Origin of the sequence: Pantoea anthophila, assembly GCF_006494375.1 — a bacterium.
Lineage (GTDB): Bacteria > Pseudomonadota > Gammaproteobacteria > Enterobacterales > Enterobacteriaceae > Pantoea > Pantoea anthophila.
Genome location: NZ_VHIZ01000051.1, coordinates 40372 through 65276 on the forward strand (window position 1 = coordinate 40372; position 24905 = coordinate 65276).

General features: G+C 52.2%; 17 protein-coding genes and 6 pseudogenes. 10 read left to right on the plus strand and 13 right to left on the minus strand.

From position 1 onward, the window contains the following. Positions 1-58 precede the first annotated feature (58 nt). The 3 genes and pseudogenes from FJW00_RS22810 to FJW00_RS22365 form a co-directional block, all read left to right on the plus strand. Positions 59-304 (plus strand): annotated as a pseudogene (locus tag FJW00_RS22810) (S24 family peptidase); the annotation flags it as partial. Between the two features lie 1223 nt (positions 305-1527). Further along, positions 1528-1875, plus strand: a complete 348-nt coding sequence (iraP, locus tag FJW00_RS14975) for an anti-adapter protein IraP (RefSeq protein ID WP_140924705.1) — start codon at positions 1528-1530, stop codon at positions 1873-1875. 881 nt (positions 1876-2756) lie between these two features. Further along, a complete protein-coding gene (locus tag FJW00_RS22365; RefSeq protein ID WP_181405386.1) occupies positions 2757-2918 on the plus strand; it encodes a hypothetical protein in 162 nt (53 codons plus the stop codon). Positions 2919-2929: 11 nt separating this feature from the next. Here FJW00_RS22365 and FJW00_RS14980 read toward each other — a convergent pair whose 3' ends face one another. From FJW00_RS14980 to FJW00_RS22690, 6 genes are all read right to left on the minus strand, one after another. Beyond that, positions 2930-3151: a hypothetical protein gene (locus tag FJW00_RS14980; protein WP_140924707.1), complete on the minus strand. Its 222-nt coding sequence runs from the start codon at positions 3149-3151 to the stop codon at positions 2930-2932. An 87-nt stretch (positions 3152-3238) separates the two neighbouring features. Further along, positions 3239-3607: a transcriptional regulator, SarA/Rot family gene (locus FJW00_RS14985; RefSeq protein WP_258317045.1), complete on the minus strand. Its 369-nt coding sequence runs from the start codon at positions 3605-3607 to the stop codon at positions 3239-3241. Between the two features lie 224 nt (positions 3608-3831). Continuing rightward, on the minus strand, positions 3832-4131 hold the full coding sequence (locus FJW00_RS14990) for a hypothetical protein (protein WP_140924711.1): 300 nt from the start codon (positions 4129-4131) through the stop codon (positions 3832-3834). Further along, positions 4128-5672: a methyl-accepting chemotaxis protein gene (locus FJW00_RS14995; RefSeq protein ID WP_140924713.1), complete on the minus strand. Its 1545-nt coding sequence runs from the start codon at positions 5670-5672 to the stop codon at positions 4128-4130. Before FJW00_RS14995 ends, FJW00_RS14990 begins: the two co-directional genes overlap by 4 nt. 290 nt (positions 5673-5962) lie before the next feature. Further along, positions 5963-7501, minus strand: a complete 1539-nt coding sequence (locus FJW00_RS15000; RefSeq protein ID WP_140924716.1) for a putative bifunctional diguanylate cyclase/phosphodiesterase — start codon at positions 7499-7501, stop codon at positions 5963-5965. Positions 7502-7986: 485 nt separating this feature from the next. Beyond that, positions 7987-8649 (minus strand): methyl-accepting chemotaxis protein, encoded by a 663-nt coding sequence (locus tag FJW00_RS22690; RefSeq protein ID WP_309147971.1) that lies wholly within the window; start codon positions 8647-8649, stop codon positions 7987-7989. Positions 8650-9505: 856 nt separating this feature from the next. Between FJW00_RS22690 and FJW00_RS22760 the strand changes: the two are divergent. Further along, positions 9506-9757: pseudogene (locus FJW00_RS22760) on the plus strand (Y-family DNA polymerase); the annotation flags it as partial. A gap of 321 nt (positions 9758-10078) precedes the next feature. Further along, a pseudogene (locus FJW00_RS22375) lies at positions 10079-10930 on the plus strand (tyrosine-type recombinase/integrase); the annotation flags it as partial. 357 nt (positions 10931-11287) lie between these two features. Here the strand turns inward: FJW00_RS22375 and FJW00_RS15015 are convergent. Next, on the minus strand, positions 11288-13228 hold the full coding sequence (locus tag FJW00_RS15015) for a methyl-accepting chemotaxis protein (RefSeq protein WP_140924720.1): 1941 nt from the start codon (positions 13226-13228) through the stop codon (positions 11288-11290). A 223-nt stretch (positions 13229-13451) separates the two neighbouring features. On the opposite strand from FJW00_RS15015, the gene umuC reads away from it, so the two are divergent. After that, complete coding sequence (gene umuC, locus FJW00_RS15020) at positions 13452-14486, plus strand: translesion error-prone DNA polymerase V subunit UmuC (protein ID WP_258317049.1); 1035 nt, start codon at positions 13452-13454, stop codon at positions 14484-14486. A gap of 262 nt (positions 14487-14748) precedes the next feature. After that, on the plus strand, positions 14749-17430 hold the full coding sequence (gene ppl, locus FJW00_RS15025; protein ID WP_140924724.1) for an anti-phage protein Ppl: 2682 nt from the start codon (positions 14749-14751) through the stop codon (positions 17428-17430). 155 nt (positions 17431-17585) lie between these two features. On the opposite strand, the gene FJW00_RS22380 is transcribed toward ppl, so the two are convergent. Next, a complete protein-coding gene (locus FJW00_RS22380; RefSeq protein ID WP_181405387.1) occupies positions 17586-17762 on the minus strand; it encodes a hypothetical protein in 177 nt (58 codons plus the stop codon). Positions 17763-17831: 69 nt separating this feature from the next. Here FJW00_RS22380 and FJW00_RS15030 point away from each other — a divergent pair. Continuing rightward, positions 17832-18438: pseudogene (locus FJW00_RS15030) on the plus strand (tyrosine-type recombinase/integrase); the annotation flags it as partial. A 1277-nt stretch (positions 18439-19715) separates the two neighbouring features. Here FJW00_RS15030 and FJW00_RS15035 read toward each other — a convergent pair. Beyond that, positions 19716-20399, minus strand: a complete 684-nt coding sequence (locus FJW00_RS15035) for a hypothetical protein (RefSeq protein WP_140924726.1) — start codon at positions 20397-20399, stop codon at positions 19716-19718. 296 nt (positions 20400-20695) lie between these two features. Between FJW00_RS15035 and FJW00_RS15040 the strand changes: the two genes are divergently transcribed. Then, a complete protein-coding gene (locus FJW00_RS15040; RefSeq protein ID WP_140924728.1) occupies positions 20696-21490 on the plus strand; it encodes a ParA family protein in 795 nt (264 codons plus the stop codon). Next, on the plus strand, positions 21477-21728 hold the full coding sequence (locus FJW00_RS15045) for a hypothetical protein (RefSeq protein ID WP_123803196.1): 252 nt from the start codon (positions 21477-21479) through the stop codon (positions 21726-21728). Before FJW00_RS15040 ends, FJW00_RS15045 begins: the two co-directional genes overlap by 14 nt. Positions 21729-21924: 196 nt before the next feature. Here FJW00_RS15045 and FJW00_RS22815 read toward each other — a convergent pair. From FJW00_RS22815 to umuD, 4 genes and pseudogenes are all read right to left on the minus strand, one after another. Next, positions 21925-22614, minus strand: a pseudogene (locus FJW00_RS22815) (DinB/UmuC family translesion DNA polymerase); the annotation flags it as partial. After that, entirely contained in the window at positions 22508-22954 is a 447-nt protein-coding gene (locus tag FJW00_RS22820; RefSeq protein WP_140924730.1) for a site-specific integrase, read from the minus strand. The pseudogene FJW00_RS22815 and the gene FJW00_RS22820, both read right to left, overlap by 107 nt. A 72-nt stretch (positions 22955-23026) precedes the next feature. Continuing rightward, a pseudogene (locus FJW00_RS22825) lies at positions 23027-23253 on the minus strand (Y-family DNA polymerase); the annotation flags it as partial. 1 nt (position 23254) lies between these two features. Continuing rightward, entirely contained in the window at positions 23255-23695 is a 441-nt protein-coding gene (gene umuD, locus FJW00_RS15065) for a translesion error-prone DNA polymerase V autoproteolytic subunit (RefSeq protein ID WP_140924735.1), read from the minus strand. Positions 23696-24905: the final 1210 nt, after the last annotated feature.

Below are 24905 nucleotides of genomic sequence, written 5' to 3' on the forward strand. Positions count from 1 at the left end.
CTGAATATGTGGATAAAAATTTTCTAACTCTCTTAATTTTAAGGATATTGGAGCTGAGATGGCTTTTCAGAACCCGGCACAAAACTTTGCAGAACAGCGGCTCAATCTAGGCGATCTGGTCACACTGTCTCCTCATTCCACGTTCCTTGTACGTAGCGACAGCAGTTATCCTGAAGCAGGAATAATGCAGGGCTCAGTTCTGGCCATCAATCGCGCCATCACCCCTCAACATCGACATATCATTGTCGCTGAGATTGAAGGTGAACTCGTGCTTCGCAGGCTTCTTATAAACCCCGTACCGGCTGCGTACACAGTTGTAATCCTGCACGGGTGTGCCGGCAGCGGACCTGCGGAAACGTCGGCGTTATGCAGCCGTGAGTCTTGCTCATATGCTGTCACAGTATGTTGTTCACTCAGTAACAGTATGGATGAACTATAATTATCAATAATGCCCGGTTGAGAACGGGTATTTTTTACTGGTTTGTCAACTGACAGCAGCTCTCATGCCCGGGGAAATACGATGGATGACGCAGATTTAGCACATGAAGTTCAGGAGGCGCTGATTGCTTCGGCCCTGTCAGCCCGCAAGCCCGGACTGACGAGTCCGGACGGCAGGTGTCTCTGGTGCAGAGATGAACCGGTCGTGGCCGGTACGGCCTTCTGCTCTGCCGGGTGCGGAGAAGACTACTTCAGAAATGAGCATCAGGTGAAACAGCGTTACGTCCCGTCTAAATACCCGGGAGATAACGCCGGGAATTAATGATTCAGGGCCGCGCTATCCTGACGGCCTTTACATGACGTTATGTCCCCTTTCAGCTTGCCCGATATCCGGTCTGACGGAGTGGTTGCGTGCACAATCTGCGCCATGAGGACTGACATCAGTACTCCGCCTCCTCCCCGGCCCCGTCGCTGATCAAGCGCAGGGGCTTCCGATTTTTCCTTAACAACCCTTCATTGTCCCTGACGGGGCACAGACTGCAATGGCGGCAAAGCTGAAAGGCCGGGAGTATTTCCGCGCAGCCTGCCGGTGAATACTGTGGTGCTGCCGAGGTTATCCACAGAAATGGTGGATAATTTATGTACAACTCTCTGTGGGCGGCATCACTGCTGGCGTCGCGCGTTTACCGGACGGAGAGTGAGATCCGCAAGCCGGGAGTCACCGCGAACAATAAATCCCCTTCTCAACATACAGGCACGCAGGGCGTGTCAGGACGGTTATCCGGACCTCAATCCCTGTGGACCCTTCAGCATACGGAACCGGGCGCAGCCCCGCGTGTCCTGCCCGCCTCAGGGAAGAGACATTCTGCTTTCAGGTAAATCGTGAGTTTTTCATCAGTGTCCTTTTTCAGAAAATGCACGTGAGGGCGGCACTCTTTTTCTGAAGGGAACGGAATGAGGGCGGGTCAGACCGCTTATTCCCCGGAGGACGACCGCATTTCAGGATTACCGGATGTATTTTCAGAGCGCCGCTGTAGGCAGGGCCGGCACTGAGGAGTAAAATCACCCTTTTTAACCGGAGCGGACGCTATGAAAAACGTGGTACTGAGCATGCTGGCTAAAATTTCACATATTGATGCCGGCATGAAACAGCTTACGGCGCGCGTTGAGGCACAGTCGCTGCTGATCAGCGCGCTGGTTCTGGCTGTGAGCCGGGAAGGCGGCGTGACGGAGATGATCGAAAGCGCTAACAAGGCCATCAACACCGTGATTGACTCCGCCGAGTCTGACGATCTGCTTAAATCCGATGCCGCCATTCTGTTAAGCGAACTGCAGGCCCTGCTGAGCATTTCCGCGGCGGTCGATGGTGCGGATGAAGAAATCAACCATGACGCGCTTGATAAACTGACCGGCGTGACGTCTCTGGAGGAGCAATAACGTTCAGTGCGGCCGTCTCCGGACGTTAAGCCTGCCTGCTGAGCCGGTACAGAGGCGTCCTGTCTTTTTTCTGAAGAGCGCGGGCATATCCGCCTTTCTTTTACCGGCTCCGGCACACCTCTGCGTGACGGGCTGTGCTGGCCGGGAAGACTCAGGCTGTTCACATGAACGTCACTGCGCCGCGGTTAAACATAAGAAAACCCGCCATCTTGACGGGTGAACCAGTAAAAAAGTTCAAAACTCGTCGTGCCCGGGATCATCAGAAACAGGCACACTGTCATTCTGATACAAAAAAGCGGATACGCAAGCGAACCGGCAGGGCGCGGCATGAGGCACCATTAATGAACCGGCTGCGGACCTCATCAGACAGCGCTATTGCAGGTAAAAAAAACCCGCCGGCGGCGGGGAAATTCGTTACGGGGAATATCCCGATATCATTCTGACTTCAGAAAAATAATTAAGTTCATCAAAAGGTTAGTGACGCAAGCTGATAGTTCAGGGTGGCAACCAGCTGAAAGGGTCCCGGGCGCGGGAGTAACGCGCCGGCACCCGCGCTGTTCCAGCTCTGGCCACCAGGTATCCGCCTCAGAATGCATTATTGTTTCTCCGGAAAGCCGGATGCCGTGCGACTGCATGCCGTGCGGTGCATAAATTTCCGGTTGAACATACCGTCGCAGAGGCTACCATTGATGCCGGAGTCCTCCGGCAGATACCGGCGTCGCCGGCACTGGCCATAACTGAAACCAGGAATGCGGTGCAACATTATGTGCAGAACAGAAGATGAAAAACGGGCAGACACGAAGCTCGGTGAAGCGGTGCTTTTTTTACTCAGAAAGGGCGCACCGGTTAATGAGGCAACTCTGCTCCTCAGGCTGCAGCAGATGCTGATGACGGAAAAGGATGCCGCCGGCAGGAAGGCAACCTTTTCCGCCATCCGGGAAGCTGAAGCGGCACTGAGCCTGCGGAAACAGGAGAACGCAGCCGGCCGCGTCACGGATCGGGCGGATGTCTCAGCGCGGTCCGGCGCGGTGTTAAAGCACTGAAGCACCCGGCATCATCGGTCTGTGTCACCGGCAACGACGCTGATTGCCCGGCCGTAAAGCTTTTTACGGCCGTCCACAGACCGGGCCTCTTCCTGCTTCAGAAAGGCCAGTATCTCCTGCACGCCCACCTCTTTCCCTGACTTTAACAGGCTTGAGACGGCATGCCCTATCACTGACTGAATGCTTTCGATATTATCCTGACTGTCGCTACCCAATTCAGACTCCTGACGCATATGTATCCTGCCGTATATCACCGGAAACGCGTCATTCAGTTCCCCCGGCGTGATTAGGATGCCTCCCGTACCAGGCGGGAAGCGGTATTATGCCCGGGCGCGCACCAGCCTTTCCCGCAGCGCGGCGACCCGCTCAGTCAGCTCATCACAGGCCGTATCCATCACCGACACCATATCCGCCGGCACGCCGGCGGCCGCTATCTTCAGCTGACGGCCCTGCTCCGTCAGGAAAACCAGCACGCGCCGTTCATCCTGCTGCGTGTCGCGCTGCCGGCAGATAACGCCGGTCTGCTCCGGCCGTTTCAGGAGCTGGCTGAGCGTGCCGGAGTCCGGCCGGACGCGCGCGCCGGGCCCGGAGACCGTGAGGCCATCCTGTTCCCACGGCACCAGCAGCACCAGGTACTGCGGCCAGGTCAGCCCCGGTGGCTTCAGCCGGGGCTGACAGAGGTTCGTCATGGCAGGCGACGCCGGGTAAAACGCAAAGCACAGAAACCGGTCAGTGGTTTCAGGCGCCGCTGCAGCGTGAGCCGCAACGCGGTTCCCGTGGGGTTCATCTTGCATATCTTCCGGGCGGGGCCGCACTTTTCCGGCGGGGCGGACGTACAGCAGCGGGTCCGCGCCCCGTTGAGGGCGCACAGTATTGAGTCAGATTAAATTGATGTCAATGTGAACCGGCCGGTTCAGCGTGCGGCGGCTGTGCAGCGCAGAAAATTGTTCATCACCATAATCATCCGGCCCACCGCCATCAGGTCGGCGGTCAGCAGCAGGTCAGTGCGGACCAGCCGGTCCATCAGGACCCGGTCGTTCATCTGCTCCTGAATTTTCGCGTACAGGGCCGTCAGGTGAACCCAGTTGTTGGCAAACGTGTCCACGCTCACGTATTCCCCCTCGCTGAGCTGCCGCAGCAGCGCGTCCACGTCGGCTTTAAGTGAAGTAATACGGTCCGTGCCGGCGAATGCGGCGTGTCTGTCTTTCATCATACGCGGAAGGTCTCCACCATGCCGCGCAGGGCGCGGGCCTGCTCTGACAGCGACTGCGATGCCGAAGAGGACTCCTCCACCAGGGCGGCGTTGTTCTGCGTCACGCCGTCCATCTGGCTGACGGCGATGCTGACCTGAGAGATACCCTGCATCTGCTCGCCGGAGGAGAGGGAAAGGCTGTCCATGGCGTCAGCCAGTTCGCCTACCATGCCGACAATCCTCAGGATACTCTCCCCCGTACCGGCGGCCGCGGCGACGCCGCCCTCTACCTGGGACACGGCCTGTTCAATCAGCAGCTTGATGTCCCGCGCGGCGCTGGCGCTGCGCTGGGCAAGTGACCTGACCTCCCCCGCCACAACGGCAAACCCCCGGCCCTCTTCGCCGGCGCGTGCGGCCTCCACGGCCGCATTGAGCGCCAGAATGTTGGTCTGAAACGCGATACCCTCAATGACTGAGGTGATATCCCGTACCCGCACCGCACTCATCGAAATCTCATTCATGGTCTCCGACATGCGCTGCACGTCTGCCTCACCGGCGCGGGCCAGCGTGGCCGTCTCGCGCGCCGTGCCCGCGGTCTGGTGTGCGCCGGCCGCGTTGCTTTTCACCGTGGCGGTCAGCTGCTCCATGCTGGCGGCCGTCTCCTGCAGGGCAGCGGCCTGCTGCTCGGTGCGCGAGGAGAGCTCGGTATTCCCCTGCGAAATCTCGTCTGCGGCCAGCGCCACCGAAGCGGATGCGTCCTTAATCTGCGACACCAGGCCGCGCAGGTTGGCCTGCATGCCGTCCAGCGAGGCGAGCAGGCTGACGGTGTCGCCGCGGCGCAGCGTGACCGGCGAGGTCAGGTCACCGGCGGCGATGGCGGCGGCCAGCGCCTGAGCCTGAGCGGGCTCACCACCCAGCTGGCGCATCAGCATGCGGACCAGAAGATAACAGGTGCCCACTGACAGCAGGACGGACAGCGCGGCCAGGCCCGACAGGATAACGGCGGTCCGGGCGGTGCGGGCGCTGTTTTCTGCCCCCGTATCCCGGCTCAGCTGCATCTCAGTGTCCGTCAGGTTATCAAGGGCGTTCAGCAGAACCCTCTGCGCCGGCCGGGCGGTGGTCATCAGAAACGCGGTGGCCTCCTGCTGGCGGTTCTCCAGGCCCAGCTTTCCGGCCGCCATCAGCGTGGAAAGCGCGGCGTCTTCTGCCGAAAGGGATTTCTCCAGCAGGGTTTTTCCCTGCGCGGATACGTTAACGGACATGCTTTTTTCCAGCTGTTCACGCTTCTGAATATAAACCTCACGCTGGGCCGTCATGCGCTGCCACTCGGGCTGCATCTGGGCCGGGTCGGACAGCAGCGCAAGGTTACGGGCCGCGATAGCCATGTCGCGCATGCTGTTACGCATATCCACGACCAGGGCAAAGCGCTTCATCTTCACGTCGACGGTGTCGTTCATACCCTCCGTGGCCTGCCTCAGGGCGTGAACGGCAATGCCCGTGCACAGGACAAAAAGCAGGATAAGCAGGCCAAAGCCTGCGCTGAGGCGCGTTGAAATCTTCATCAGTTCTCCGGGAAACATGTGTTTGATGAAAGGGTATCGGCAGAAAGCGCGCATTCAGGAGGGTTGAGCACAACATAGTTGTGCACAATATAGTTTTTCATGGTCGTGCCAGGCATCCACATCACCTGAATATTCTGCTGCGCACGGTAATAACATCCGTCAGTGCATGGTCCCCGGCATGCCTGAGCCCGTCAGGCCGTCTCAGGATGAATGTTCCGTAAATCCTGCTTAGCCGGGCGTGACGTGCAGGCAGGTCTTGCTCAGCCCGCCCGGCTACAGGCGATACAGCCTTACTTCGCCGGTAAGGTACTGCCTGCACCGAAACCCGGGATCGGATGGGATGCAGTCAGATCGGTGGCACGCTCTGCCGGAACGGGCTGGCTGAAGAGGTAGCCCTGGCCGTAATCACAGCCCTGCCGCCGGAGCCATTCAAGCGTTGCGGCGTCTTCAATCCCCTCCGCCGTCACCGTAACACCCAGCGCTTTGCACAGCAGCAGCATGGTTTCAGCCACCTTTTCCTTCTGAGCGTTGTTTATCAGGTCAGAGATGAACGAGCGGTCTATCTTGATATGGGTGATACCCAGCCCCAGCAGGACCGACAGGTTGGAGTAGCCGGTGCCAAAGTCATCCAGCACCACGCCGATGCCGGATGCTTTCAGGGTCCGGATAGCCCGCCGGGCATCTTCTGATATCGTCATTACCTGCTGCTCAGTAATTTCCAGCTCCAGACGGACCGGTCCGGCATGCTGCATGAGGCGGGACAGGCACGCCGTGAGCGCCGGCTTGAGCAGCTGTTCCGGCGTGATATTCAGCGCCAGATGAAGGCCTGCCGGCCACTCCGGCGTCAGCGGGACGACGGCTTCCAGAAGGCGGGCGGTCAGCGTGTCCATGAGTCCCAGTTTCTCCACTACGGGAAGAAATACGTCCGGGGCAACGGCCCGTCCGGAAGCATTTATCCACCGCGCCAGTATCTCAAACCCCCTGATGCGGCCCGTCTTAAGGCAGACCAGCGGCTGCAGGAAAGGCACAATATCGTGATTTCTGACGGCCATGGCAACGTCATTCTGCAATTTTTCCCTGCGCCGGAACCGCTGCTCCAGGCCTGGCGTAAACCGGACTACCGGATGCGCTGTATCCCGCTTCGCCTCGTACATGGCAAGGTCGGCCGCCCGCACGATGTCATATCCGGCACTGCAGGCCGGACTGGCGATGCCCGCCGACAGGCTCAGGAAGGTTCCAGGTCCGGTCCGTACGTCCGCCGCGTGACGGAGAAGGCTTTGTGCTGTCCCTGTCGCTTCATACTCATCAGCCTCTCCGGCGATGACGGCAAACTCATCGCCACCGATGCGGAATATGTGCGTTTCGGGGCCGGAAAATCCGGACAGCAGTCCGGCCAGAGCAACCAGTACAGCATCGCCCTGCGAATGCCCGTGAAGGTCGTTAATGCTTTTAAAATCGTTAACGTCAATCAGGGTAAGTGTGTAGGGGATCCCGCCGGCATCAAGCTCAGCAAGCCGGGCGGTAAACGCCCTGCGGTTACCGGTGCCGGTAAGGTCATCCGTTCCGGCCAGCCGGAGAGCGCTTTTCTCAGCGACCAGGCTTCTGCGGATGAGGCCGGCGATGAGCAGGCCCGGGATTATCGTTGCCAGACCCGCAAAGGCCGTGGAGGTCAGGATAAACCTCAGCCTCTCACCCGTTTCAAAACCGGCATCATAGCTGAGGCCAAGCGCGCGCGAAGCCCGCTCTTCCAGCCAGAATTCCCAGACGGATGACAGTAAAACGATAGTGACTATATTAATCATGGCCAGCCGGAAAAGTTTCCGGCGCATCCGGGAGCGCCCGTCGGTGTAATCAGTAAGCATTGTGCTGTTTTTAATCAGTCCGGGACGGGACGTGCTTCCCGCACAATACCTGCCTGCTGCCAGAAAAAACCCGTAATCTGTCCTGAAGTGAGTATGAATGCCGGAAAGACCGGATCTGCCCTGTCCGCAGCGGCCCTGCGCCGGAAAAAGCAATCAGGGCGCGCGCAGCCAGCGTAAAAATCACACAACCGGTCAGGTGCGCATACAGCCAGTATCGGCCGTGCGCATTAAAATAACAGGTCCCTGACAATTATATTTTCTGTCGTCAACTGGGGCTGAGCTGCCTGCCGGCAGCACGTCGCCTGAGCTTCGTTCCCGTGCACAGGTCACCGGCAGGACTTACCTCACTGCATCTGAAAAAGCAGCCACCCGGGCTGTTAAGCGTATCCCGCACCTTACTCTCAGGGCAGAGCAGGCGGCTGGCTGATATGAATACACATAATGCCGGAGGCTCAGCGCATATCTGATTTGTCAGTGTCCGCAGCAAAACTTTTTATGCGCATCTGCAGGCGGGAAATCTGCCCGGTGATATCCGCTGTTCTTTCGGCCAGCCCCCTGATAGCGCTGGCGATAACAGAAAATCCTCTGCCGTGTATTCCGGCCCTTGCGGCCTCAATACTGGCGTTGAGCGAAATGAGTTTAATCTGCGCGGCAATGCTTCCGTTTTCAGAGACCAGTTCCGCGATTTCTTTAGCGGTTTCAGCGGTCTGGATATTCCGCCTGATTTCACTTTCTTCGTGCTGCAGCCGGTCTTTACGTCCCTGAATGTCAATAAGCGCACCGACAGCACGCAGTGGCGTCCCGTCTGCCGCGCGTTTTGTCTGGCCCCGGGCCTGAAACCACCGGTACTCCCCGCTGCGCAGTTTGAGACGATATTCGATATCGAAACCGGTTTTACCGCTGAAGTCCATGAGATGGCTGACAAACGCGTCAAGCGCAGCCTGTTTATCTTCGGGGTGAAGGCGTGACGCCCAGCTGTCCATTACGTCCGGAAATTCTTCAGCCGTTTCAAAGCCAAGCAGCTTTCTGAACTGCGGTGACCACCAGAATACGTTGTCCGGGTTGAGCGGATTTCCACCGATAATGTCGAGGTCCCAGAGTCCGTCGTTAAGCATTTCCCGGGACAGGTCAAATCGTGTCGAAACGATATCGAAAAGGCGGGCCTGCTCGGTTTCTTCCCTGATATTTTCAATAGTGCCAACCAGCCGGGGCGGCGTAAAGTCTGCGCTGTACTGAGCCCGGAGAAGGAACCACTGAAAATTATCTGCATCCGTTTTGATACGGCAGCGCAGGGGATCACCGACGGCGCTGTGGCTGACTGCATAATGAATGAAATTTCTGAAAGCGTCCCTGTGATCCGGATGAACCCTCTGCGCCAGTGAGGCGAGCCCGGATTCCTCCTGAGATGACAGTCCTAAAAGACGACGGGCAGGAGGTGAGTAAAACGCGGGCGAATCAGTCCGCAGGTCAGATGCATCAGCGTACCACACGCACGCCTGACTGATATTCATCAGACACTTCAGCAGCAGAGTGTCGCTGTTATCTGCGCAGACCGTCTCAACAGCCGGTACTGCAGATGTGACTGCCTCAGCCCGTTCAGCGGCAGGCGCTTTTTTTAATAATTTCCGGAACATCACTTCTCCTGGTCAGCGTATCGAGGCACAAAATATGCATCAGGCGCTATATCGGCGTGTGATGACGGAAATTCAGTTAATCATCAGTACATTTCAGTAAAAGATGTAACAGGTAATCAGAAGGAGTAATCCAACCAGGATTAAGAGTGCTACCAACCGGTCATTGATAACCGGGAATTATGCTAACCTGCAGAACAATCTAAGAAAAAAGAGCTATATTCTTCTGCATCTGAATCCCCTAAATTGTTAAGCTCTGGCTGCATCTGAATATTCCTGTGAACAATTAACAGACTGCCGAGAAGGCCCGGTTTCTCGCGTGTTCCAAAAAAATGGTGATATGCACTTCGCCTCACCTTACTTTAATTTTCCATTCCACATAAATGGCGACCTGTCTGCACGCATGATGGCCATCCTGGGCGAGATGGCTGCGGGACAAGAAGTCTATTCCATTGATGAATCTTTCCTGGATGTCACCGGAATTGGCAGCCTCATACCGCTTGAAAAGTTCGGACAGCAGATGCGCGAGCGCATAAGGCGGGAGACAGGACTGATTATCGGTGTGGGGTTCGGGCCGACCAAAACGCTGGCCAAACTTGCTAACCATGCGGCCAAAAAGTGGATCCAGACCCGGGGCGTAGTAGATCTGTCTGACCGGAGCCGGCAGCGGAAGCTGCTGCAGCTCACCGACGTCAGCGACGTCTGGGGCATCGGGCGGCGAATCAGCGTGCGTATGAACCAGCTGGGCATTACCACTGCGCTGCAGCTGGCCGACAGCAACGTCAGCATGATACGAAAGAACTTTGACGTCATCACCGAGCGCACCGTGCGGGAGCTGAACGGCGAGTCGTGCCTGGCGCTTGAGGACGCACCGCCGCCGAAGCAGCAGATAGTCAACTCCCGCTCGTTCGGGCAGAACGAACTTATGCGTCTGACAATCAGCTGCGTTACTCCGCAGGCGGATGACATTCCGCAGGAAAACGGCAGCGCTATCCCGGCCGGCACCCTGTGCTATCTCAGCGTGCCGGCCGGCAAAACGTCTAAAGCTTTTGTTAAGCCGGTCTCGTCTGTTGTGAAAAAATATGTCGATATCTGGCTCAGTGAGCGTCCTCAGGAGCAGGCAGCACTTACGGATGAACGCACCGGTGAAAAAGTTCGTTATCTGTTTCAGAACCGGGGTAAACCGGTGGGAAGAAATATAGTAAATCTCACTGTCATTCCGCTTCTCTGCGCCAGAGCGGGTATGGCTGCAGAAGATTCACGTGGTCCCATTACAAGCCATCGGGGCCGTGCTTCTGCCGTTACAGCACTGGCCAGTGTTGCCGGGGGGATGTCTTTACATGAGCTGATGCAGTGGTCAGGTCACTCATCTGCACAGTCGACAATGCATTATATCCGCATCCGCCCGACTCAGCTGGCAGCATCGTTCGTAAAAGCAGACAGGGTCACCCACATGATAAGCGTGCTGATTGACCACGATCCGGAAGCCGTGAGTCTGACCGGCCCCGCGACGTACTATGATCTGGGTGACTCATACTGTACGAACCCCTTCTGGAGCAGCTGTCAGCACCGTATGGCCTGTATCGGCTGCGATTTTAACCTGCTGAAGGAGAGCGCGCGCGGGCTGGTACTGGAAAGCAAGGCCTCCGTCAGACGTTACCTTGAAGAAGTTCCGCTCACACCCGATGAAAGAGCCATCGTGGAACAGGACGCAGAGAAAATCGAACAGGCTCTTGAAAGATTGCCCCTAAAACCCGAAGGGTAAAGCGGACCGCTTTGTGCCAAAAGCGGACTAATCACTTTATAAGCAAACACTGTTTTTACCCTTCCCGGCCCCTGTCAAATACCTTACATTATTCTCCTTTCTGCGGCAGGCCTGCAGGGTTGCAATTGATTTTAAATACCGCTTTTGAATAAATTTTCCGGAGTAATCGTAAAAATCTGGATTAGGTATGTTTTTTACCGGTGTTGTAAAAGGGGGAGGGCGATAATGACGGCCGGGAACGGCATAAGCCATCGCTGAGGATGGCTTAAAAAGTGCTGATATAATTCTGAAGGTCCGGATAGGTGCGCTTACGGCAGCACGACGCTTGCCGGCTAAGAATGAAAGTGCTTTACCTAGTCATCCGACAGCGCTGGTGCGGAACACGCTGACAGCATCCCTGAGATTAGCCGCCCGGCTTGCCAGTTCGTCAGCGGACGATGCAGACTCTTCAACCAGCAGGGCATTCTGCTGCGTCACCTGATCCATCTGCGTCACTGCAATATTTATCTGCGATACGCCCGCACTCTGCTCTTCAGAAGAAGACGAAATTTCCCTGACCAGCTGTGCTGTCTGTTCAATCGCATCCATGCTTTCCTTAACTTTTTCACCAGCATCACGGGCCATCGAAATGCCCTGCTCAGCATTCTCCACAGACTGTTCGATCAGCCCTTTGATTTCCTTCGCTGCCCCCGCCGAGCGCTGTGCCAGCGACCTGACTTCAGCCGCAACAACGGCAAAGCCTTTACCGTGCTCACCGGCCCGCGCAGCTTCGACAGCCGCGTTTAGCGCGAGAATATTCGTCTGAAACGCAATCCCGTCAATAACAGAGATAATTTCCTTAATCTGCCCTGCACTGTTGCTTATTTTCTCCATAGAACCCAGCACTGATTCCATGGCCTGGCCGCCACGCAATGCCGCGCTGGTAGCCGAACTGGCCATTTCGGCTGCATAACGTGTATTTTCAGCATTATTGCCGATGATTGAAGAGAGCTGTTCCATACTGGCGGCCGTTTCAGCCAGCGATGCAGCCTGCTCTTCCGTTCGCGCAGAGAGGTCGCCGTTACCGCGGGCAATTTCCTCAGATGAGGTGGCAATGGTGACAGCATTACTTTTTATGTTCTCTACTGTCAACGTCAGGCGCTGACTCATCTGCAGTAATGCCCTGAGCAGTCCGGCTGTTTCATTGCGTCCCGTCACGGAAAAAGAGGCCGTCAGATCGCCTCCTGCCACTTCAAGCGCAAGCTTTGACGCAGCCCCGATAGGTCGGGTAACAGAACGGATAATGATCAGAGCAAATACCACTGACAGCAGGACCATAAACAGAAGAACGCCCAGCAAACCATACTGTGCGTGTCGGTGGTCCAGAATCTGCTGGTTCAGCATGTCATTCAGTTCGTTACCGCCTGCAATTGCGTAGGTGCTGAACCTGTTAATCGCGCTGGTAAAAAGAGCCACGTAGTCCTGCGGACTCTGATTCGTCATATTGCGGACAATAAATAAGGCCCCGGCGGTTTTCAGTGCATTATTTGCTTCCTGTACGGCCGCGCCTGCACCCTCACTGAATTTCTGCTTCATCCCGGCATCAGAGGAAAAAAGTTTTTCAGAGTCCTGAGTAAACAGATTCAGGTTATATGCACCCGTGTTGAGTAAGGACTCCATACGGACGGAGTCCGCCTCGCTGATGGTGTCATTTCTGGCAAGCAGTGAGGTACCGAATGCACGAATTTTACCGAGGCTTTCGGTCAGTTCAGGCAATGATGAAAAATTACTGGTAATCAGTCGATAGGTACCGATATCTGAATCAAGTGACAGTCCGTAAAAATCCAGCACATCCCGGTTTGCATTCAGAAGTCTGCGGATGAGCAGCGCATGTGCGTTAAGGCTGGCTGTCTGATCCAGTTTAGATGCATCAATGTCCTGCTGCAGGCCATCCCACTGCGCGCGTACACCGTTGATTTTTTCAATTACACTGGCACTCCCTTTTGTCTGCGCCATCTCTTTCGTGATGGCATCAAAGATACTAACAATGTCATCCCGGACCTGAATACGCGATGAAGCGGCAGGTTTTTTTTGTGCAACAGCAAGGGCTGTCTCTGCACGATGGCGCTGCATCAGATTCAGCAGCGCCAGAATCCGGTTCTCAACAGGTACCCCTGTCACTTCCCGCTGCTTATCCTGAATATATTTATTGCCTTCAGAAACAAAAAGCACGGTTGGAACGCAAAAAAGAACCAGACAGAACAAGCCCAGGATAATAAACTTAGTGGAAAGATTTATATTGTTAAGGAAATTACTCATATTTAATCCTGGTTGAAAGAACTCATTAGTATAAAATTTAAAACCTTCATCTGAAATGAAGGTTAAGCATCATTATCGGATTTTTATTCATTAACTTTATACCAGGGGATAAAAAGGGAAGTGGCAGCATTTTAATCGCAATAAAACAGGTAAGCTCCGCGTCTGCTTTTCGCTCATAGCAGTCATTCAAATCCGAACTAATCCTGTAGATTTTCCATTCCACATAAATGGCGACATGTCCGCCAGAATGATGGCCATCCTAGGTGAAATGGCACCAGGCCAGGAAATTTACTCGATAGATGAAAGCTTTCTGGATGTCAGTGGCATTTCTTCGTATATGCCACTGGAAGACTTTGGCCTGCAGATGCGGAATCGAGTGAAGAAAGAGATTGGACTAACGATCGGCGTTGGTTTTGGCCCTTCAAAGACACTGGCTAAACTCGCTAATTTTGCTGCTAAAAAATGGACACGTACAGGTGGTATCGTCGATTTAACCAGCCCGGATCGCCAGAGAAAATTACTCGCACTGGTTAGCGTTGAGGACATCTGGGGGATCGGTGGCAGGCTGAGTAAGCGACTGCATACGATGGGGATTAATACAGCGCTCCAGCTGGCTGACAGTAACATCAGCATGATTCGGAAAAGATTTGATGTGATAGTTGAGCGTACGGTTCGCGAACTCAACGGTGAATCCTGTCTGGCTCTGGAAGATGCCCCACCGCCAAAACAGCAGATTGTTGTGAGCCGCAGTTTCGGACAACGTGTAACCAGTATCGAAGACCTGCAGCAGGCTGTCGTAACGTACGCCACGCGTGCCAGTGAAAAGCTCAGAGAAGAGGGCTCGAAGTGTCAGCACGTCAGTGTGTCAGTCAATACAGGACGATACGGGAACGAACCACAGTATGCCAACTCAGCGGCTATGACGTGCGAATATCCAACCAGTGACACCCGGGACATTATCGGACTGGCATTGCGGACTCTTGACGCAATATGGCGCGACGGTTACCGGTACGCAAAAGCGGGCGTCACCCTAGGGGATTTTTACCAGTCAAGTGTTGCACAGCTGGACATGTTCAGTCAGCAGCTGCCGCGCGCGAATACTGATGCTCTCATGTCGGCCCTGGACCAGATCAACAGTTCAGGGCTAGGCAAAGTCTGGTTCGCTGGTCAGGGAACGAATAAAGCGTGGCAAATGAAGCGCGAGATGTTGTCTCCCCGATATACAACCCGGCTTAAAGAAATACTGGTGGTGAGATAACGTTGAAAGCGGAAAGGCAACGCTGAACGGAACTCCAATCTGTGGCAAACATATAGCCTTGCTGCTGATGAATCGCGCAGAAGGAACCTCAAGTAAAAGAAGGTATTTTGGTGCCGATCGCAGTCTGCTGTTCAGAAATATTTGCTATGAGTGAGAAATGACAAGTCAAAAAATGAGTCATATATGACAAAATATTTCATCACACGGAGGTTTTCTGGCTTTATAGTAGGAATAATCCTAAGTAGACACGGAATAATGGACAATGTCGGTTGGATCACGTTGGTACAAATTCGATTTTCATAATCATACCCCTGCTTCTGACGATTATAGAGAACCTGGCATAACAGAAAGGGAATGGTTGCAGGCTTATATGCGCCGGCATGTTGACGGCGTTATCATCAGCGACCATAACACGGGAGCCTGGATTGATCGCCTCAAAAGCGAACTGGAGCAAATGGCCCGAGACGCGCAGACCGGTGATTTGCCTGACTATCACCCGCTGACGCTGTTCCCGGGAGTAGAGCTTACCGCTACCGGTAATGTTCACATACTCGCGGTCCTGCATACGGACTGCACCAGCGCTGATGTAGAAAAACTTATCGGGCAGTGTAACGGCCCTTCTTCCTTTCCCCGTGGCGAGCAAAATCATCAGCTGGTTCTACAAAGCGGTCCCGCAGGGATCGTCAGCACTATCCGGCGTCATTCCGAGGCTTTGTGCATTCTTGCCCATATAGATGCAGTTAAGGGCATATTAGGCCTTACCAATCAGACGGAGCTTGAAGATGCGTTCCGCGCTGAACCGCATGCTGTGGAAATCAGACACCAACCGGGCGCTATCACGAACGGCACCCACAAGCGCCTTATTCAAAATCTGCCTTACCTTCGTGGATCGGACGCCCATCATCCTGACCAGGCAGGCGCCCGTACCTGCTGGTTAAAGATGGCATCTCCGGACTTTGACGGGTTGCGGCACGCATTGCTTGATCATGAAAACTGTGTTCTGTTTGATGCTCCTCCGCCTGATGAACCCGCATTTCAGCTGCGCAGCCTCAGGTTCAGAACCCGCCTCTGTTCACCTCCCGGTAATGAAACGGCTGACGTGGAGTTCAGTCCTTTTTACAATGCCGTCATTGGCTCACGCGGGAATGGTAAGTCTACTCTCATTGAGAGCATTCGGCTGGCAATGCGAAAGACTACGGGGCTGTCACCAGAACGAGATAGAACGCTGGCACAGTTCAGGCAGATTGGTCAGGGAATGCACGCGGACTCGGTCATTGAGTGCGTGTTCCGTAAAGATGGCGCGGATTTCCGCCTGAGCTGGCGGCCGGGCGATGTACATACCCTACATACGCTTAAAGATAACGAATGGGTTGAAGATTCAGACTGGGCCGCCGATCGTTTTCCACTTTCAGTATTCAGCCAGAAGATGCTCTATGAACTGGCCTCTGATAACGGCGCCTTCCTGCGCGTTTGTGACGACAGTGTTATTGTCAACAAGCGCGCATGGACCGACCACTGGGCTCAGCTTGAAAGAGATTTTAAAAATGAGCAAATCACGCTTAGGGGACATCTTGCGCGACGCCTGAGCGCCTCTTCCCTGTCTGGCTTGCCCGCAGATGCTGAACATGCCGTAAGTCAACTGAGTAAAAGTGCCTATTATCCCGTTCGCCAGAAGCTGGCGGTCGCTGAGCAGGAACTGTCTTCAGCGGGCTCGGCGCTGGAGCTGTACGCGGAAAGGATCGCTGCACTGAAAGCGCTTGTGACAGGTTCACATCTTGCGGAAAACCCTATTGACCCCTCTGCTGGTCTGGCAGAATTTTTACACAATCTTTCATCCCTGCAGCAGCGCTTTGATTATGAGGCAGATAATCTGCTGACTATAAGTGCCGCGGCGCTTGAAGAGTTCAGAACAGGTCCCCTTTTCTCGGCGCTCAGCGCGGCCGTAGAGGTCGAACGGGGTAATGCCGAAAGCGAGGCAACTGCCCTCAGGTCGCAAGGCCTTAACCCGGACACGTTAGACGAGTTGATGGAGCGGTGCGAGCGCTACAGAAATGAACTGAAGGAATTTGACGGGCTGGATGAGGCCGTTGCTGCATCGGAAGAGCGCATCGAGCGCTTGCTCACCGATATGCGCAAGCATCGTATGGCGCTCACGGAAAAGCGTCGGGAGTTTCTGGCCTCGCTTCATCTTCAGGACCTGGAAATTAAAATCCTGCCCCTCTCTGCGCCTCCCGAAATCGTTCTGACGGATTACCAGAGAGTAACCGGTATCACAAACTTCGCCGAACGGATTTATGATGGGGAAGCGCAAAGCGGGCTGCTTCATTCGTTCATCAGCAGCCTTACATTTAACCCGTTACCGGCGGTGACGGAAGCCAAATATGCCCGACTCAACGACCTGAAGATACTGCATCAGGCAATAAAAAGAGACGAGCCCGACGCAGGACAGGGGCTACACGGGGCTTTCAAAAACCGGCTCAAGAGTCTGCAGGATGAGGCACTGGACGCGCTGATGTGCTGGTATCCGGATGACGGGATCTACATAAAATACCGCGCGCCCGGTGGCAGCATGGAAGACATCACGTCGGCCTCCCCCGGCCAGAAAGGAGCGAGCATGCTGCAGTTTCTGCTTTCTTACGGTACAGATCCGCTACTGCTCGACCAGCCTGAGGATGATCTGGATTGCCTGATGTTGAGCCAGAGCGTGATTCCCGCCATCGCGGCTAACAAAAAGCGGCGACAGCTCATTATTGTGTCCCACTCGGCGCCTATTGTGGTCAACGGCGATGCGGAATACGTTATCAGCATGAAACACGACCGGGCAGGACTGCGTCCGGATCTCTGCGGCGCGCTACATGAGAAGGAAATAAAAACGCTGATTTGCCACCAGATGGAAGGTGGAGAGAAAGCATTCCGCTCACGGTATGAACGTATTTTGAGCTGACTTACCGCATCAGGCTACTCAGCTACAGTGCATTATCTGACCCGACGCCGTCTGAGACAGCGGCATCGGGTAGTTCAGATAGAGCTGCTGACAGAGACAGAGCAGGACTGCGAACGGCGGCTACAGACTTGCCAGCTGACCAGTTCTGCCGGTTTTTACTCCTCTTCCCGGGATGCGTTGAAGCTGTCGATGTATGCCTCCATCTCAGCAGTAGGAGGCGGAGCCATCGGTGACGTCAGAAATAACCACGGCAGGTACCAGACCGACATGTTAACAACAAGAATCAGCAAGATTTTGTCGAGGCCAAACGCCTGCACAAACAGATAACACATAAAAATCAGGTAGGCCGTACTGGCAGGAAGGTTCACAAATTTAAAAAAGCCCCATGCAAAGCGGTACCGCAGCGGAAGACACTATTTGCTACCCTGTGGAACACCGGCGCGCGTATCAATGAAGCCCTGGCGCTGACGAGAGGAGACTTTCTACTGCGTCAGCAGTATCCGTTCGTGCAGCTGGCCATCCTGAAGCAGCGCGAGGAAAAGGCCGGCCGCCGCGCTGGCCGCCTCGCGGCCGGCATCGTTACCCACCCACCGTCTGGTGCCGCTTTCCGACGCGCAGTATGTCAACCAGCTGGAGATGATGATTGCCACCCTGCGCATTCCGCTTGAGCGGCGTAATGAAAAGACCGGCCGGCCGGAAAAGGTCAGGCTCTGGGAAATCACTGATCGCACGGCACGCACTTGGCTGAACGAGGCTGTGGAGGCAGCCGCCGAGGACGGCGTGACGTTCTCAATACCAGTTATGCTACACACGTTCCGGCACAGCTATGCCATGCACATGCTGTATGCCGTCACACCTTTAAAGGCGGTTCAAAGCCTGATGGGTCATAAAAACCTTAAATCTACTGAGGTGTACACGAAGGTGTTTGCGCTGGACGTGGCTGCTCAACATCGTGTGCAGTTTCATATGGCAGAGACTGACGCTGTCGCCATGTTGAAAAGGAGCTGATTCCAAACTAAATCCTTTGTTTTAGCGTTCTAAAGATCGCTTTTCTGGACAGCCTCTTTGTGTCGTCTACAGAACTCAAGGCAGAATTAATTTCTCGGGAAATACGGGAAGAAAATGGCTCACCACAGCATATTGCTGAGTTTACAAACCAACCAGTAGAACACTGGTCACTGTTAACATAAAGTGGTTATTGGTCTTTTTTTAATCGTTTTAATATAAATAGCTTTAAAAGGCTTCACACAAGTGCTGTGAGTCTGGCAGGGAAAAAGCGCATTTTTACTAAAAAGGCCTATATAAGCTGTATGCGCGTTATAGGCCGCCTGTAGTAGATGCCTAATCAAAATCATGCATGAGTGCGCGAAAAATCAGCGGTCGAGCAAAATCTCGAATTTTTTACCCTAGCAGTTGACATGCCGTTGAGCCTTATAAGTCGCGGGGTTAGGAAATTCCACAAAAAATACAAGCCCTACAGCCATCATTTTTCTGGCTTGTTATCTGAACGAAAAATAATAATATAGCTGTATGTAGCGGTGTAACTAACTGAACCCACTACATGTAGTACTTATCCACAAGGTAAGCTGAAGAGAATAAGTTGTGCATAATTGGCAACATGTCTTTTTAGGCCAAAAAAAAGACCAGCTGCAAGCTGATCTTTTTCCAGAAGCTGGGTCTGCGCTGCAACGCAAATGCTCACTTCTTCAGACGACACTGAACATGTTGTCTGTGTACTGTGTGGCTGAGAATAACAAAAATAGGCCGGTCGTATCAAGCCGGCGTTGCTCAAGAACGTACAAACAAAGTTCCCGACGTGCCGACTGCAACGGTGCTCAGAGCCATCCGGGACGAAGCTGAACGTGTTGTCTGTGTACTGTATCAACACGATAAAGCGCAGGGGAAGAGTAAGGCTGACTGCGCTAGGCAACGGACCAACTACTACAAGGCAGACGTATATGAATATGTTACTTGTTGTTCTGAAGGCGGTTCGCTCAGCCATCAGTGTGGTCATTATCGTGATCGAATTGACCCGTTAATATTAAGCCTGTCAGCTCTGCTGACAGGCTAATCCTATAAACACGATTTATTGTGACCTTTCTGACGAGAAAATGTTTCAACTTATGTTGTCTTATTGGTTCACGAAACATCTTAGCACGTTACTAAATCAGTAATTTATATGTATATGCTTATGTATATACATATCAACTTCTACAATCTCTATAGCGTGCAGTTTTCAATCTCTCACTTAACCTGAGCTTTAAAATGCCTGTTTAAATCCAAGATTATTTAGAGGGTAAGCCTCTGAAAGCATCTTCCCAGTAAGAATCTCTGTCAGCATCATTTACGACTTTGCTCATCCATGTCTCAGAACGGTTCCATCTTTCAGCAACCTCTTTCATGGTCCAGTTTTTTTCCTTCAAAAGTGCTTTTATAGCCGTGGTAGAGAGTTTAGCCCCAACCCAGTTTCTTAAAAGCTTTTCATCAACTGAAAAGTCCAAGCCGGGGTAATTCTCTTCAAGGTAGCTCTGAGAAACGCTAAACCAGTCAGGTTCTGAATTGCCTACAAATTGAACTATGGAATAGCGGTCATCATCAGTAACGCTAATCTCTTGATGGTAATATTCAATCCATACCGAATTCTTGTTTATGTAGTCAAAAACCCAGGCGCTGAACTCGCTACCCATACGTTCGTTTGATTTGAAAAGGTCAAAAAAACTTTTATAATTTGATACCTTTAAGGCTCCATCTTGTATGAGGGCATCAATAGCTGAGATACGAACACCCTCAACCGCGTTTGTGATTGAGGTATTGTAGTAACTCAGCAATTGAGCACATGTGAAAAATATTTTTCCTTGAACAATCTGAACACGAAGATAACAAGCCCCATTATCATTCCAGAAGGCGCGAAACCGCAGCGGAAGATATGTTTTGTCAAACCCTTCTGACAACGTAAATCTGATTCTCATTAAATCACCCCTCTTAACATCTATCTAAATTGAACTATAGTTAAATATTTTTCAAATATAATGGGCGATTTTATATGAATCGTTTTCTTCAGCAAGCATCGGCATAGCAACAATGCTCACCTAACTTTTATGATTAAGTTTTTTTGGTAAAGCAAACATCTTTTTGATTCTGATTTTTTGTATATACATAAGTATATGCACAAAAAACGATTTTGCATATACTTATGTATATACATTGACAAAGTCTGTCTGTTATGTAGCATGTCTATACTTTTGTATATACATGGCGGTGTGAAATGAAGAAGCCCTATATTATTTCTTTTGCGAACAGCAAAGGCGGTGTTGCCAAAACAACAAGCTGTATTGCAGTTGGATGCGCGCTGGCTTCAGCTGGCTATAAGACCTTACTGGTTGACCTGGACCACCAGGGAAACCTGAGTGACGACGTGGGACGCGGTGACGAAGACTATACAATCACCGATCTTTTTGAAGACCCTAAGTTCGACACCAATAAACTCGTCTATACCGCCCTCGACGGGGAAACCGTTATTCCTAACCTGGATGTTATCCCGGCCGATATAACCCTCGCAGTTGAGGCGCGCAGCGCCGAACGTTTCCGTCACCGGCTCAATATTCTGGATGAAGGTCTGTCAAGGCTCAAAAATGTTTACGACTTTATCCTGATTGACCTGCGGCCAGCCATCGATCTCAGCATCGAAAACGCGCTGCTGATAACAGATAAAATTGTTGTGCCGGTAGACATGGATCGCCGGGCGGTAAAAGGCATTGATGACCTTTTTCAGGTTGTTCGCGAAGTAAGGCGTAATGACGATTTTGTATATACACTTGTAAAGACAAAAGTTAACGAGTCTCACTCTAAAATGAAAAAAGCCATTGATGGGTACATCAGTGAAGCGGGCTACAAAGTTGCGAATACTGAAATACGCCAGAGTGAGCTTTTCAAACAGGCAACTGAGGTACATCGCCCCGTTATGATGTTCGCCAGAAATGAACGCCCTTACCGGGATTACAAAGCCTTCACGCAGGAGTTGCTGCAGCAGATTGAGGAGGCCGCAAGTGGCAAGAAGTGATCGTATAGCGAAAGGGGTTACGCGCGTTACTGAGCGCAGAAATATTACAACCGGGAAGCAGATGAACCTTCGCCTTACTGGTCTGGATGACGATGCGCTATCCATTCTTGTTGAAAAAATACAGGAAAGGCTGCCTAACAAAAACATAACGCGGTCGCGTGTGGTCCGGGCCGCCTGCTATATAGAAGATGATAAGTTGATCGATAAGCTGGCTCAGCTTCTCGTTGAAAATACCTGATTTGTATATACATAATACAACCTTAATGCATAGACGTGTGAATATGCTTTTGTATATACATAGTTAAAGAGTGATGCCTATACATTTGTATAGGCATTGTTATATTTTAGGTTTATGTAGAGGTTAATGTTAACAGGGTTTGTATATATATTTGTATATACACTATCGCGTTGCAAGTAGCCCTGCAGCTGAATTTTCAGATTATTTTTGCGACCGGTAATTCTTTCCAGTTCGTCGTCCAGGCTTTACTCAGCATCTCCCGTTTCATCTTCCAGTCAGGGTCGATACCTTTACCCGCAAAGCCTATGTTGTAGCGCCCGGAACGGTTCATGGAATCCAGCAGGCTCATCAGCGCTTCACTACCTGCGCGCGGCGCCTCATCATCAAACAGGTTCAGCTGCGCCACACCGTTCGGCCGCAGCTCGCTGAGCATGATCCCCGCCTTCGCATACCTAAAGCCCGGGCGCCAGATAGCGTCCAAAGACTTTACCGCTGCCTCGATGATGTTGCGCGTGTCCTGCGTGCCCACCCTCAGTTTCACAAACGCCGTGTTGCCGTAGCCAGGCTGTCCGGTGTCGAAAGGTGAGGTGCGGATAAACACAGAGATGTGGTGGCAGAACTGTCTGTCTTCGCGAAGCTTTTCCGCCACGCGTTCGGCATACGCGCAGACGGACTGTCGCATAGCATCATATTCCGTGATGCGCTCGCCGAAGCTGCGGCTCACGACTATCTGCTGTTTGGGCGGGGGCGCGTCCTCCATCGGGATGCAGGATTCGCCGTTAAGCTCGCGTACCGTACGCTCCAGTACCACACCGAAATTCTTGCGGATGAAAGAAGGGGAGGTGCGTGCCAGATCGAGCGCCGTTGTCACGCCGAGCAGCTGAAGGCATACCGGGTGAACCGGACCGCGGCAAAGGATTCAGGCTGATGACGTCCATGTAAATCAGATAGTCAAACCATAGTCGTATAGCGGAAAGGCGAAGCTGCAGGGTTGCACTTGCTGCTGACTGAGGCATGCCAGGCAGCTGAGGGCGTATGTAAACAGCGATATCTTCAAAGATCGCCTTTTCGGGTGCTAATTCGTGCCGGCTGCAGAAGGAAAAATAGTGGGTAAGCGCAGCACGATAAGCCGTAACTGTTGCCCTTGACCTGCCGAGATCAGACAGTACTTTCAGCCATCGTTCAGATAACAAAATAGCGTATGTGCATAGTGGACTGGTGATCATAGCTTTCACCTTTGAAGTCAAAATGACTGCTCAAAGTTTACACAGCCTGATGTTGCATTCCACTTAACTTACTATAAGGCATAGTTGCTTGAAAATACATGGATTTTTTCAGGGAAGTGCTGGTTCTTTATCTTGAACCACGGGTCGCCCATTTTCACATACTTTTTGGCTTCCTTACTGCGCGCAATAACGCAGCCGTCGTTGTTCGAAAGGATGGCCACCGGCGCATTTTTCAGGTCGGGTCGGAATACCCTCTCCGCGCTGGCGTAAAAGCTGTTCACGTCAATAAGGCCAAACATGTCAGTTCCTCTTGCGTGGGGTATGCACGAAGTGCACCACTACGCCGAAGATCTCTAGCGTGTCCGGGTCCGGAATGATAACGGGAAAGGCGGGATTCATGGACTGAAGAACAGGTCCCTTTGGCGTAAGTAAAAGGCGCTTTATCGTAAACTCGCCGTAAAGCTCGGCGATAACCACGTCGTTGTGCTCGGGCGTCAGGGAGCGATCGACGATAAGCAGGTCGCCGTCATAAAGGCCAACGTCCTGCATGCTGTTGCCTTGCGCGCGCAGGAAAAAGGTGCTTGCCCGGTGGGCTATAAGATATTCGTTGAGATCAAGCTCCTGCTCCGCGTAATCCTGACAGGGTGAGGGAAACCCGCAGGGCACACGTTCCAAAAAAAGGGGCCTGAAGCTGGGCGGCGGATTGTCCGCGGGGTGCATCAACCCAAAGGCGTTAAACATAGCAAAATCCCTGTTAAAGTGCTGTGTGTATTTACAGTGGTATTAACTGGCTTAGCGGGCTGTGCAAGACAGAGAAAATGGCCTACGCTCAGTAATAAAATAAAGGTATTGATTTATATAGGTTTATTGCAAAAAAAAACTGCTTAATAATTAACCGACTGGGTGCAGGCTCCGGCTGGCAGGGGCTGCAGCTGATTATCCACAGCTTTATGCGCCAGATATGCTGGAAAATTGTGGATAATGGCTCCCTTCGGCTCAACATCGTCAGTTTTTTATTCCGCGCTCTATGGTGATAGGTATACAAACATCATGGCTGTCTGCTTTGCTGAAATCAGGGGCAGTAAAAGATATTTTATCAGGCCTGGTTATAGTACGGTGATGCTTTAAAAAAGTAATTACAAAACCTGTAAGTAATAGGGGGGCTAATTTTCCTTTTTCATATCAACCATCTAATAAATCTATTTTTTTAAGGTTTTCAACGGTTCTTGAAAAAGAGGTGATTTGTCATTTTTTAATAAAGCGAACTTATATCAAGTTGCGCCTTTAAAATAACTCCATTTATTTTATTGTAGTTTCTTTTAGAGATTCAATGAAAATATTATTTTTTATGAAAACCAATGAAGGGGTATTTAGCTTTGGTAACTGTAGGTGCTATGATAAATACACCAGCCATAAAGTATATCGCACTCGCCAAAATATAGTTTTCCTGAATTAGTAGGGAGTTTGCACCAAAGAAAAATGCAAAATATGCCAATATAAAAAAAATTAAAAACCAAAAGCCTTCTCTTGCTATTTTTTTATGCTAACCCCTGTTGAGGGTGAATTTTACATAAGATCTAATTTTATTATTTAACATTTTCTCTCCATCAATGCATTTTATTAATTTCTTTGATCTGTTTTTTTATGTGGCTTAATGCTGTCATTGCAGCTTGAAATTTTCAGGTAAGTTCTTGCTGCATCAACATCCTAAATGCCAGTGGTTTCAATGAGGATGAGTTTTTTTATTTCATTATTGATGACTTTTATCTCGTGTGGCTCCATGTCTACATCTGAGCACAGAGGTTTGAGGTCCTTATACACAGATATTCTTTCATTAGTGAAACGCTTTTGCCTCGCATGGAAGTTTAGAAAAAGTGTAGCCAAAGGGATAATAGATCCTGTGATTTTAAGCCAGTCTGTATTCATATTGTCTCATTAAGTATAATAGAAG